The sequence below is a fragment of the Pseudomonas sp. R3-52-08 genome (assembly GCF_003851745.1).
In the GTDB taxonomy this organism is placed as follows: domain Bacteria; phylum Pseudomonadota; class Gammaproteobacteria; order Pseudomonadales; family Pseudomonadaceae; genus Aquipseudomonas.
In genome coordinates this window covers 112,358-124,732 of record NZ_CP027730.1, presented here as the reverse complement: position 1 = coordinate 124,732, position 12,375 = coordinate 112,358, and the positions used below count along the sequence as shown (strand labels likewise).

General features: G+C 55.2%; 6 protein-coding genes, 2 tRNA genes and 2 rRNA genes. 4 read left to right on the top strand and 6 right to left on the bottom strand.

The genetic code is table 11. The features are described 5' to 3' along the window. Positions 1 to 30: 30 nt before the first annotated feature. The 6 genes from C4J91_RS00590 to C4J91_RS00560 all read right to left on the bottom strand — a co-directional run bounded on the left by C4J91_RS00590 (position 31) and on the right by C4J91_RS00560 (position 7,971). Positions 31 to 2,921, bottom strand: a 23S ribosomal RNA gene (locus C4J91_RS00590). A gap of 239 nt (positions 2,922 to 3,160) precedes the next feature. After that, positions 3,161 to 3,236 (bottom strand) — tRNA-Ala (locus tag C4J91_RS00585). Positions 3,237 to 3,246: 10 nt separating this feature from the next. Beyond that, positions 3,247 to 3,323: transfer RNA gene (locus tag C4J91_RS00580), tRNA-Ile, on the bottom strand. A 122-nt stretch (positions 3,324 to 3,445) separates the two neighbouring features. Continuing rightward, a 16S ribosomal RNA gene (locus C4J91_RS00575) occupies positions 3,446 to 4,982 on the bottom strand. The 16S and 23S rRNA genes sit together here with 2 tRNA genes alongside, the layout of an rRNA operon. A 573-nt stretch (positions 4,983 to 5,555) precedes the next feature. After that, positions 5,556 to 6,776 (bottom strand): CaiB/BaiF CoA-transferase family protein, encoded by a 1,221-nt coding sequence (locus C4J91_RS00565; RefSeq protein ID WP_124360673.1) that lies wholly within the window; start codon positions 6,774 to 6,776, stop codon positions 5,556 to 5,558. A gap of 13 nt (positions 6,777 to 6,789) precedes the next feature. Continuing rightward, on the bottom strand, positions 6,790 to 7,971 hold the full coding sequence (locus C4J91_RS00560) for an acyl-CoA dehydrogenase (protein ID WP_124360672.1): 1,182 nt from the start codon (positions 7,969 to 7,971) through the stop codon (positions 6,790 to 6,792). 157 nt (positions 7,972 to 8,128) lie between these two features. Here C4J91_RS00560 and C4J91_RS00555 point away from each other — a divergent pair, with 157 nt between their 5' ends. The 4 genes from C4J91_RS00555 to C4J91_RS00540 all read left to right on the top strand — a co-directional run bounded on the left by C4J91_RS00555 (position 8,129) and on the right by C4J91_RS00540 (position 12,373). Then, positions 8,129 to 9,028, top strand: a complete 900-nt coding sequence (locus C4J91_RS00555; RefSeq protein WP_124360671.1) for a LysR family transcriptional regulator — start codon at positions 8,129 to 8,131, stop codon at positions 9,026 to 9,028. Positions 9,029 to 9,479: 451 nt separating this feature from the next. Beyond that, positions 9,480 to 10,601: a Re/Si-specific NAD(P)(+) transhydrogenase subunit alpha gene (locus C4J91_RS00550; RefSeq protein WP_124360670.1), complete on the top strand. Its 1,122-nt coding sequence runs from the start codon at positions 9,480 to 9,482 to the stop codon at positions 10,599 to 10,601. 15 nt (positions 10,602 to 10,616) lie between these two features. Then, positions 10,617 to 10,937 carry an NAD(P) transhydrogenase subunit alpha gene (locus tag C4J91_RS00545; protein WP_003187417.1) on the top strand — a complete coding sequence of 107 codons (321 nt, stop codon included), beginning with the start codon at positions 10,617 to 10,619 and terminating at the stop codon, positions 10,935 to 10,937. Further along, positions 10,937 to 12,373 (top strand): NAD(P)(+) transhydrogenase (Re/Si-specific) subunit beta, encoded by a 1,437-nt coding sequence (locus tag C4J91_RS00540; protein WP_124360669.1) that lies wholly within the window; start codon positions 10,937 to 10,939, stop codon positions 12,371 to 12,373. Before C4J91_RS00545 ends, C4J91_RS00540 begins: the two co-directional genes overlap by 1 nt. Positions 12,374 to 12,375 lie beyond the last annotated feature (2 nt).

The window sequence follows — 12,375 nt, the reverse complement described above, 5'->3', positions numbered from 1 at the left end:
TCAGGAGTAGTCAAATTGCTTGGGTGTTATATGGTCAAGCCTCACGGGCAATTAGTATTGGTTAGCTCAACGCCTCACAGCGCTTACACACCCAACCTATCAACGTCGTAGTCTTCGACGGCCCTTCAGGGGACTCAAGGTCCCAGTGAGATCTCATCTTGAGGCTAGTTTCCCGCTTAGATGCTTTCAGCGGTTATCTATTCCGAACATAGCTACCCGGCAATGCCACTGGCGTGACAACCGGAACACCAGAGGTTCGTCCACTCCGGTCCTCTCGTACTAGGAGCAGCCCCTCTCAAATCTCAAACGTCCACGGCAGATAGGGACCGAACTGTCTCACGACGTTCTAAACCCAGCTCGCGTACCACTTTAAATGGCGAACAGCCATACCCTTGGGACCGGCTTCAGCCCCAGGATGTGATGAGCCGACATCGAGGTGCCAAACACCGCCGTCGATATGAACTCTTGGGCGGTATCAGCCTGTTATCCCCGGAGTACCTTTTATCCGTTGAGCGATGGCCCTTCCATACAGAACCACCGGATCACTAAGACCTACTTTCGTACCTGCTCGACGTGTCTGTCTCGCAGTCAAGCGCGCTTTTGCCTTTATACTCTACGACCGATTTCCGACCGGTCTGAGCGCACCTTCGTACTCCTCCGTTACTCTTTAGGAGGAGACCGCCCCAGTCAAACTACCCACCATACACTGTCCTCGATCCGGATAACGGACCTGAGTTAGAACCTCAAAGTTGCCAGGGTGGTATTTCAAGGTTGGCTCCACGCGAACTGGCGTCCACGCTTCAAAGCCTCCCACCTATCCTACACAAGCAAATTCAAAGTCCAGTGCAAAGCTATAGTAAAGGTTCACGGGGTCTTTCCGTCTAGCCGCGGATACACTGCATCTTCACAGCGATTTCAATTTCACTGAGTCTCGGGTGGAGACAGCGCCGCCATCGTTACGCCATTCGTGCAGGTCGGAACTTACCCGACAAGGAATTTCGCTACCTTAGGACCGTTATAGTTACGGCCGCCGTTTACCGGGGCTTCGATCAAGAGCTTCGCGTTAGCTAACCCCATCAATTAACCTTCCGGCACCGGGCAGGCGTCACACCCTATACGTCCACTTTCGTGTTTGCAGAGTGCTGTGTTTTTAATAAACAGTCGCAGCGGCCTGGTATCTTCGACCGGCATGAGCTTACGGAGCAAGTCCTTCACCCTCACCGGCGCACCTTCTCCCGAAGTTACGGTGCCATTTTGCCTAGTTCCTTCACCCGAGTTCTCTCAAGCGCCTTGGTATTCTCTACCCAACCACCTGTGTCGGTTTGGGGTACGGTTCCTGGTTACCTGAAGCTTAGAAGCTTTTCTTGGAAGCATGGCATCAACCACTTCGTCGTCTAAAAGACAACTCGTCATCAGCTCTCGGCCTTAGAATCCCGGATTTACCTAAGATTCCAGCCTACCACCTTAAACTTGGACAACCAACGCCAAGCTGGCCTAGCCTTCTCCGTCCCTCCATCGCAATAACCAGAAGTACAGGAATATTAACCTGTTTTCCATCGACTACGCTTTTCAGCCTCGCCTTAGGGACCGACTAACCCTGCGTCGATTAACGTTGCGCAGGAAACCTTGGTCTTTCGGCGTGGGTGTTTTTCACACCCATTGTCGTTACTCATGTCAGCATTCGCACTTCTGATACCTCCAGCAAGCTTCTCAACTCACCTTCACAGGCTTACAGAACGCTCCTCTACCGCATCACTTACGTGATACCCGTAGCTTCGGTGTATGGTTTGAGCCCCGTTACATCTTCCGCGCAGGCCGACTCGACTAGTGAGCTATTACGCTTTCTTTAAAGGGTGGCTGCTTCTAAGCCAACCTCCTAGCTGTCTAAGCCTTCCCACATCGTTTCCCACTTAACCATAACTTTGGGACCTTAGCTGACGGTCTGGGTTGTTTCCCTTTTCACGACGGACGTTAGCACCCGCCGTGTGTCTCCCATGCTCGGCACTTGTAGGTATTCGGAGTTTGCATCGGTTTGGTAAGTCGGGATGACCCCCTAGCCGAAACAGTGCTCTACCCCCTACAGTGATACATGAGGCGCTACCTAAATAGCTTTCGAGGAGAACCAGCTATCTCCGAGCTTGATTAGCCTTTCACTCCGATCCACAGGTCATCCGCTAACTTTTCAACGGTAGTCGGTTCGGTCCTCCAGTTAGTGTTACCCAACCTTCAACCTGCCCATGGATAGATCGCCCGGTTTCGGGTCTATTCCCAGCGACTAGACGCCCTATTAAGACTCGCTTTCGCTACGCCTCCCCTATTCGGTTAAGCTCGCCACTGAAAATAAGTCGCTGACCCATTATACAAAAGGTACGCAGTCACCTAACAAGTAGGCTCCCACTGCTTGTACGCATACGGTTTCAGGATCTATTTCACTCCCCTCTCCGGGGTTCTTTTCGCCTTTCCCTCACGGTACTAGTTCACTATCGGTCAGTCAGTAGTATTTAGCCTTGGAGGATGGTCCCCCCATATTCAGACAAAGTTTCTCGTGCTCCGTCCTACTCGATTTCATGACTAAGAGATTTTCGCGTACAGGGCTATCACCCACTATGGCCGCACTTTCCAGAGCGTTCCGCTAATCTCAAAGCCACTTAAGGGCTAGTCCCCGTTCGCTCGCCACTACTAAGGGAATCTCGGTTGATTTCTTTTCCTCAGGGTACTTAGATGTTTCAGTTCCCCTGGTTCGCTCCATACACCTATGTATTCAGTGTAAGGTAACCATCTTATGATGGCTGGGTTCCCCCATTCAGACATCTCCGGATCAAAGTCTGTTTGCCGACTCCCCGAAGCTTTTCGCAGGCTACCACGTCTTTCATCGCCTCTGACTGCCAAGGCATCCACCGTATGCGCTTCTTCACTTGACCATATAACCCCAAGCAATCTGGTTATACTGTGAAGACAACATTCGCCGAAAATTCGATCATACTCAATTAAGAGCGACTCACAAATTTTACCTTAGCCTGAGCCGTTACCAGTGAAAGTAACGGTCAGTCTATCTTTCTATCACATACCCAAATTTTTAAAGAACGATCTAATCAAAGACTAGAAATCAATATTCACAGCGGAATACTCATTTCTAAACTCTAACAGCAGAAACAGTTAATGGTGGAGCCAAACGGGATCGAACCGTTGACCTCCTGCGTGCAAGGCAGGCGCTCTCCCAGCTGAGCTATGGCCCCATAACAAAATTGGTGGGTCTGGGCAGATTCGAACTGCCGACCTCACCCTTATCAGGGGTGCGCTCTAACCAACTGAGCTACAGACCCAATTTCGAGCGCAACTGATTAGCTAAGAGCTATCAGCTTGGAGCTTAAAGCTGCTTCTATCGTCTTCTTCAATGAATCAAGCAATTCGTGTGGGAGCTCATGAAGCAGCTGATGTCGTCGATTAAGGAGGTGATCCAGCCGCAGGTTCCCCTACGGCTACCTTGTTACGACTTCACCCCAGTCATGAATCACACCGTGGTAACCGTCCTCCCGAAGGTTAGACTAGCTACTTCTGGTGCAACCCACTCCCATGGTGTGACGGGCGGTGTGTACAAGGCCCGGGAACGTATTCACCGCGACATTCTGATTCGCGATTACTAGCGATTCCGACTTCACGCAGTCGAGTTGCAGACTGCGATCCGGACTACGATCGGTTTTCTGGGATTAGCTCCACCTCGCGGCTTGGCAACCCTCTGTACCGACCATTGTAGCACGTGTGTAGCCCAGGCCGTAAGGGCCATGATGACTTGACGTCATCCCCACCTTCCTCCGGTTTGTCACCGGCAGTCTCCTTAGAGTGCCCACCATAACGTGCTGGTAACTAAGGACAAGGGTTGCGCTCGTTACGGGACTTAACCCAACATCTCACGACACGAGCTGACGACAGCCATGCAGCACCTGTCTCAATGTTCCCGAAGGCACCAATCCATCTCTGGAAAGTTCATTGGATGTCAAGGCCTGGTAAGGTTCTTCGCGTTGCTTCGAATTAAACCACATGCTCCACCGCTTGTGCGGGCCCCCGTCAATTCATTTGAGTTTTAACCTTGCGGCCGTACTCCCCAGGCGGTCAACTTAATGCGTTAGCTGCGCCACTAAGAGCTCAAGGCTCCCAACGGCTAGTTGACATCGTTTACGGCGTGGACTACCAGGGTATCTAATCCTGTTTGCTCCCCACGCTTTCGCACCTCAGTGTCAGTGTTGGTCCAGGTGGTCGCCTTCGCCACTGGTGTTCCTTCCTATATCTACGCATTTCACCGCTACACAGGAAATTCCACCACCCTCTACCACACTCTAGTCAGTCAGTTTTGAATGCAGTTCCCAGGTTGAGCCCGGGGATTTCACATCCAACTTAACAAACCACCTACGCGCGCTTTACGCCCAGTAATTCCGATTAACGCTTGCACCCTCTGTATTACCGCGGCTGCTGGCACAGAGTTAGCCGGTGCTTATTCTGTCGGTAACGTCAAAACAATCACGTATTAGGTAACTGCCCTTCCTCCCAACTTAAAGTGCTTTACAATCCGAAGACCTTCTTCACACACGCGGCATGGCTGGATCAGGCTTTCGCCCATTGTCCAATATTCCCCACTGCTGCCTCCCGTAGGAGTCTGGACCGTGTCTCAGTTCCAGTGTGACTGATCATCCTCTCAGACCAGTTACGGATCGTCGCCTTGGTGAGCCATTACCTCACCAACTAGCTAATCCGACCTAGGCTCATCTGATAGCGCAAGGCCCGAAGGTCCCCTGCTTTCTCCCGTAGGACGTATGCGGTATTAGCGTCCGTTTCCGAACGTTATCCCCCACTACCAGGCAGATTCCTAGGCATTACTCACCCGTCCGCCGCTCTCAAGAGAAGCAAGCTTCTCTCTACCGCTCGACTTGCATGTGTTAGGCCTGCCGCCAGCGTTCAATCTGAGCCATGATCAAACTCTTCAGTTCAAACATCTTTGGGTTTTTAAGAAACCCTAAACTTGGCTCAGCAATCGTTGGTTACATCTTTGATTTCTCGCGGAGTAACTTGTGATGCTGATAATCTTGTTGACTATCAGTCCGACCCCACAAGCACCCACACGAATTGCTTGATTCAGTTGTTAAAGAGCGGTTGGTTAAGAGCTATTCGTCTCAACCGAGGCGCGCATTCTACAGCAGCCTCATTTGCTGTCAAGTGGTTATTTTCAGAAGTTTTCGAAGATTTCGAAGATTTCTTCAACAACTTCAACCATTTGCGCTTGCGATCTCTCGTAAGCGGGAGGCGAATTCTACAGCGTTACACGCTGCTGTCAACACCTCTTTTTCAACTTCCTTTTGGCTTCGATGAACTGAAGCGACCTGCTGCCGAAACCTACTTAACTCATTGTTTACCAAGGATTTTTCCGTTTCGACTGCGCCGGAAGTGGGGCGAATTATAGGCGCACAGAATCTGCCGTCAACTTCTAATTTCGTTTTCTTATCAAATAGTTAGGATTGATCATAAAACGACCGACAGATACCTCTTCTATATAGAGAGCGCACTCAGATGACGCCAGCCTTTCTTAAAGCAGCCACATTCAACGGCGTCAGCCCCAGTACACTCTGCAGCACTTGAAGCGTGTGCTCACCCAGCAGCGGCGGCGCACTGCGATACTCCACAGGCGTCTTGGAAAGCCGGATCGGGCTGGCGACCTGAGGCACCATCCCCGCCAAAGCATGAGGCAGCTCCATGGCCAACCCCCGCGCCTTGACCTGCGGATCAGCGAACATTTGCGCCAGATCATTGATCGGCCCACACGGCACGCCTACTTTCTCCAGTTGCGATACCCACTCTGCCGTGGTCTTGAAGACCGTCGCCTGACGAATCAACGGGATCAGCGCCGCACGATTGGCAACCCGCATCTTGTTAGTAGAGAACCGCGGATCATCCGCCCACTGTGGCTGCCCAGCCACCTCGGCGAACTTGCGAAACTGCCCATCATTTCCCACCGTCAGAATGAAATCACCATCGGCCGTAGGAAAGTCCTGATAAGGCACGATATTCGGATGCGCGTTGCCCAGGCGTTTTGGCGAGACCCCCGTCGTCAGGTAATTCATCGCCTGATTAGCCAGGCAAGCCACCTGCACATCCAGCAACGCCATATCGATATGTTGCCCGCCGCCGTCGTGATCCCGGTGAGCGAGGGCTGCCAGGATAGCCACGGTTGAATAAAGCCCCGTGAGAATATCGGTCAATGCCACCCCAACCTTCACCGGCCCCGCGCCATCATCCCCCTCAGGCCGACCGGTCAGGCTCATCAACCCACCCAACCCTTGAATCATGAAGTCATAGCCGGCACGCGTGGCATAAGGCCCGGTCTGGCCAAAACCGGTGATCGAGCAATAGATCAGCTCCGGATTTATCTCCTTGAGCGACTCATAATCCAAACCATAAGCCGCCAGGCCACCCACTTTGAAGTTCTCGATCAGGATGTCCGACTTGGCAGCCAGGTCACGCACCAGCCTCTGCCCCTCAGGCTTGGTGAAGTCGATGGTCACCGATTCTTTATTACGGTTGGCAGACAGGTAGTACGCCGCCTCACTGGTGTTCTCACCATAAGCATCCTTGAGGAAGGGCGGCCCCCAGGCGCGCGTGTCGTCACCATTGCCCGGCCTTTCGACCTTGATCACCTCGGCCCCGAGGTCCGCAAGTATCTGCCCGGACCAAGGACCCGCCAGTACTCGCGATAAATCCAGTACTCGCAGATGCGAAAGCGCGCCCATGCCCATGCTCCTATTAATAGAACGCCTGAAGACCGGTTTGCGCGCGCCCCAGGATCAAGGCGTGCACGTCATGGGTACCTTCATAGGTGTTGACCACCTCCAGGTTGACCAAATGGCGCGCCACCCCAAACTCGTCGGAGATACCGTTACCACCCAACATGTCCCGGGCCATACGCGCGATATCCAGGGACTTGCCGCATGAGTTGCGCTTCATGATCGAAGTGATCTCGACCGCCGCCGTCCCTTCATCCTTCATCCGACCCAAGCGCAGGCAGCCTTGCAGCGCCAATGTGATCTCGGTCTGCATGTCGGCCAGCTTCTTCTGGATCAACTGCGTCGCGGCCAATGGCCGGCCAAACTGGTGGCGATCAAGGGTGTACTGACGCGCGGTATGCCAGCAAAACTCCGCAGCGCCCAGCGCGCCCCAGGAGATGCCGTATCGTGCCGAATTCAGGCAAGTAAAAGGCCCCTTCAAGCCACGCACATCCGGAAAGATGTTCTCTTCCGGTACAAATACGTTATCCATCACGATTTCGCCGGTGATGGACGCCCGCAGGCCGACCTTGCCGTGAATCGCCGGCGCGCTCAGGCCTTTCCAGCCCTTCTCCAGGACAAAACCGCGTATGTCGCCGGCATCGTCCTTGCCCCACACCACAAACACGTCGGCGATCGGGCTGTTGGTAATCCACATCTTCGCGCCGCTCAGGCTGTAGCCGCCCTCCACTTTGCGCGCACGGGTGATCATCGCGCCTGGATCAGAACCATGATTGGGCTCGGTGAGACCGAAGCAGCCGATCCATTCACCGGAGGCCAATTTCGGCAGGTACTTTTGCTTTTGCGCCTCGGTACCGAATTCATTGATCGGCACCATCACCAGTGAGGACTGCACACTCATCATCGAGCGATAACCGGAATCGACACGCTCGACTTCACGGGCAATCAACCCATAGCTGACGTAGTTCAAGCCACTGCCACCGTATTGCTCGGGAATCATCGCTCCCAACAAGCCGGTTTCGCCCATCTCGCGGAAAATCGCGGGGTCGGTCTTTTCATGACGGAAAGCTTCAAGCACTCGAGGCGCCAACTTGTCCTGAGCAAATTGCTCGGCACTGTCACGCACCATGCGCTCTTCTTCGGTGAGCTGTTGATCCAGCAGCAGTGGATCGATCCAGTTGAAGCTTGCCTTGCCAGCCATGAATAAGTCCTCACGAAAAGAATCAAACGTCGTGCATGCAGACTAGGTCGGGAAGGTGCAGAGGGCAAACGAGGTTTCTGCATGAGCTTGTGCTAATTTCTCACTTCGTGATGCTCGATAAGGCCAAAAATGCGCCTTACATGTGAGGACAATGTACATGCGCAGGAAAATCCCCAGCACTACCGCGCTCATCAGCTTTGAAGCAGCAGCCCGCCACGAGAGCTTCACCAAGGCGGCGCAGGAGCTTTCCATCACGCAAGGTGCGATCTGCCGACAGATCGCCAGCCTTGAAGAGTTTTTGAGTGTCGAACTGTTTCGGCGTTCGCGGCGCGGGGTGAAGCTGACCGAGGCGGGTCTGTCCTATAGCCGCAGAGTGGCTAAGCAACTGGATGCAGTGGAGCGCGATACCCTTTCAGTCATGGGCCAGCAAGGCGCGAACGTGATCGAACTGGCGGTGGTACCGACGTTTGGCACCCAGTGGCTGATCCCGCGCCTGAAGGACTTCCAACAGCAGCATCCGGAAGTGACGGTCAACCTGACCAACCGCACACGCCCCTTCCTGTTTGCCGACACCGAGTTCGACGCTGCGATCTACTTCGGCGATGCCGACTGGTCCGGCACGGAATCCCATCGGCTCATGGGTGAAAACCCTGTGCCCGTCTGCAGCCCACGCTTACTCGGCGACCTTGCGCGCTTCACTCCTCGGGAAATCGCCGAACTGCCTCTGCTGCAGCAGACAACCCGCCCTTATGCCTGGCGCCAGTGGTTCAACGCCCAGCAACTGAGCGTTCCCCGCGACATGACAGGCCCGCGTTACGAGCTATTCTCAATGTTGTCCCAGGCGGCTATGCATGACATGGGCATCGCGTTGATCCCGCCCTTCTTGATCCAGCGGGAGTTACAGGAGAAACAGTTGATGATCGCCGCTAACCAGACCCTGAGCAGCGATAAGGCCTATTACTTGATGATTCCAGAACGAAAGGTCGAATCTGCTTCATTGCATGCGTTCCGAGACTGGCTTATCGGCCAATCTCAGCGCTACAACCCCAATATTTAAAGGCGTACGGCAATTTATTGACCTTGTAGTCAGATAAATAAAAGCCCTACAGATATACGTAGATGTCGCATTTAAACAGACTGTACCTGCCGAACACAGATGAGGCTCAAAGCCATGATTCTCATGGCCTATAGCGACCATCACGGGTCAATAACCGACTATTCACCATGACCATGTGGAAACTGTATATTTCACTACAAAAGTGCTTAACAGCCTGTATTTAATAAGGTTATTCCTATGCGTTGCGACAATCAGTCACAGGGTGACTTGTAGTTAATTTTTCGTCACCCGTCATAATCCCTTGAAGGCCGTAAAGTTCGCCTGCAAAATGCCGCGCCCCGCTGTCATTCAGCGGGATCGTGCTGATCGGCCGCCCCAGCTGCGCCACTCACGGCGCACTGGCCTTTTTACAAAAAGATCAAAAGCAAAAAGATCATGCAGGAGATTTGACGTGCACATTGGTGTTCCTCTCGAAACCCAGACCGGTGAAACGCGGGTGGCTGCCACCCCGGAAACCATCAAGAAGCTGATCGGCCAGGGCCATAAGGTCACTGTACAAAGCGGCGCAGGCATTAAAGCCAGCATCGTCGACAGTGCCTATGAAACGGCAGGCGCAACCATTGGCAGCGCCAACGATGCGTTTGGCGCCGAACTGATCCTCAAGGTGGTTGCCCCCAGCGACAGCGAACTGGCGCTGATCAAAAGCGGCACCGTATTGGTGGGCATGCTCAATCCGTTCAGCAATGAAACCATCGCCAAGCTCGCCGAACGCGGCATCACGGCCTTCGCTCTCGAAGCGGCGCCACGCACCTCGCGGGCCCAGAGCCTGGATGTGCTGTCTTCACAAGCCAACATTGCCGGCTACAAGGCCGTCTTGCTGGCTGCCCACCACTACCCGCGCTTCATGCCGATGTTGATGACCGCCGCAGGCACCGTGAAAGCAGCCCGCGTGCTGATCCTTGGCGCCGGCGTCGCCGGTTTGCAGGCCATCGCCACGGCGAAACGCTTGGGCGCAGTGATCGAAGCCTCTGATGTACGCCCAGCGGTAAAAGAGCAGATTGAATCCCTCGGCGCCAAGTTCGTCGATGTACCTTACGAAACCGATGAGGAACGTGAATGCGCGGTCGGCGTCGGTGGTTACGCACGCCCGATGCCCACCAGTTGGATGCAGCGCCAGGCCCTGGCTGTGCACGAGCGCGCCAAGCAAGCCGATATCGTCATCACCACGGCATTGATCCCCGGTCGCAAAGCACCGATCTTGCTCAGCGCCGAAACCGTCGCACAGATGAAGCCGGGCTCGGTCGTCATTGACCTCGCGGCAGCCCAGGGCGGCAACTGCCCGCTGACGGTCGCAGATCAAGTGGTGGTGGAAAACGGCGTGATCATTTGCGGCCCGACCAACCTGGCCGGCGCCGTGGCCGCCGATGCATCGGCCCTGTATGCACGCAACCTGCTGGACTTCCTGAAGCTGGTGTTCACCAAGGAAGGGCAGTTTGAAATCAACCTCGAAGACGACATCGTCGCCGCGTGCCTGATGTGCCGCGACGGCCAAGTCATCCGCAAAAACGCCTAAGCAGGGATTCAGACGATGGAAGAGCTTATCTCCCCCGGTATCTACAACCTGATCATCTTTGTGCTGGCGATTTATGTCGGTTACCACGTGGTCTGGAACGTGACACCCGCGCTGCACACGCCGTTGATGGCCGTGACCAACGCCATTTCGGCCATTGTGATCGTCGGCGCCATGCTCGCCGCCGCCCTCACGGTGACGCCGCTGGGCAAAACAATGGGCACCCTGGCCGTGGCGCTGGCAGCGGTCAACGTATTTGGTGGCTTTCTGGTCACGCGGCGCATGCTTGAGATGTTCAAGAAAAAAGCCCCGAAAGTAAAAGAAGAGGCGCCAAAGTAATGAGCATGAACCTCGTCACGACGCTCTACCTGATTGCGTCGATCTGTTTCATCCAAGCCCTCAAAGGCCTCTCGCACCCGACCACTTCGCGGCGCGGCAACCTGTTCGGCATGCTCGGCATGGCGCTGGCGGTACTCACCACCGTCGGCCTCATCTATAAGCTCGGCGCTGAGCTGGCGACTGCCGGTATCGGCTACGTGATCGTCGGCCTGCTGATCGGCGGCACCGCCGGCTCGATCATGGCCAAGCGCGTAGAAATGACCAAGATGCCGGAGCTGGTAGCCTTCATGCACAGCATGATCGGCCTGGCCGCAGTGTTTATTGCCATTGCAGCTGTCGTCGAGCCGCAATCGCTGGGCATCGTCAAACACCTGGGCGACGCGATTCCTGCGGGCAACCGCCTGGAGCTGTTCCTCGGCGCCGCCATCGGCGCAATCACCTTCTCCGGTTCGGTGATCGCCTTCGGCAAGCTGTCGGGCAAGTACAAGTTCCGCCTGTTCCAGGGCGCACCGGTACAGTTCGGTGGCCAGCACAAGCTCAACCTGGTGCTGGGCCTGCTCACGCTGGGCCTGGGCCTGGCGTTCATGTTTACGGGCAACCTGACTGCCTTCGCAGTGATGCTGGCCCTGGCCTTTGTCCTGGGCGTGCTGATCATCATCCCGATCGGCGGCGCCGACATGCCGGTCGTCGTGTCGATGCTCAACAGCTACTCCGGCTGGGCAGCGGCAGGCATCGGCTTCTCGCTGAACAATTCGATGCTGATCATCGCCGGCTCCCTGGTGGGTTCCAGCGGCGCAATCCTCTCGTACATCATGTGCAAGGCGATGAACCGTTCCTTCTTTAATGTACTGCTTGGCGGTTTCGGCAACACGCCAGACGCCGCCGCTGCGGCAGGCTCTAAAGAAGCACGACCGGTGAAATCCGGCTCGGCCGACGATGCCACGTTCCTGCTGACCAACGCCGACACCGTGATCATCGTGCCGGGCTACGGCCTGGCAGTGGCCCGGGCGCAACACGCACTCAAGGAACTGACCGAGAAGCTGACTCACCGCGGCGTGACAGTGAAGTATGCGATCCACCCGGTGGCGGGCCGTATGCCTGGGCACATGAACGTACTGCTCGCCGAAGCCGAAGTGCCGTACGACCAAGTGTTCGAGATGGAGGACATCAACTCCGAGTTCGGCCAGGCCGACGTGGTACTGGTGCTGGGCGCCAACGACGTGGTCAACCCGGCTGCCAAGAACGATCCGAACTCACCGATCGCCGGCATGCCGATCCTTGAAGCGTTCAAGGCCAAGACCATCATCGTCAACAAGCGCTCGATGGCCAGCGGCTACGCGGGCCTGGATAACGAGTTGTTCTACCTGGACAAGACCATGATGGTCTTCGGTGATGCCAAGAAGGTCATCGAAGACATGGTCAAGGCCGTCGAATAACA

Excerpts from the sequence above, each read along its gene's own strand:
- C4J91_RS00555 (WP_124360671.1), top strand. The coding sequence starts at position 8,129 with ATGCGCAGGAAAATCCCCAGCACTACCGCGCTCATCAGCTTTGAAGCA.
- C4J91_RS00545 (WP_003187417.1), top strand. The coding sequence starts at position 10,617 with ATGGAAGAGCTTATCTCCCCCGGTATCTACAACCTGATCATCTTTGTG.
- C4J91_RS00560 (WP_124360672.1), bottom strand. The coding sequence starts at position 7,971 with ATGGCTGGCAAGGCAAGCTTCAACTGGATCGATCCACTGCTGCTGGAT.
- C4J91_RS00565 (WP_124360673.1), bottom strand. The coding sequence starts at position 6,776 with ATGGGCGCGCTTTCGCATCTGCGAGTACTGGATTTATCGCGAGTACTG.
- C4J91_RS00540 (WP_124360669.1), top strand. The coding sequence starts at position 10,937 with ATGAGCATGAACCTCGTCACGACGCTCTACCTGATTGCGTCGATCTGT.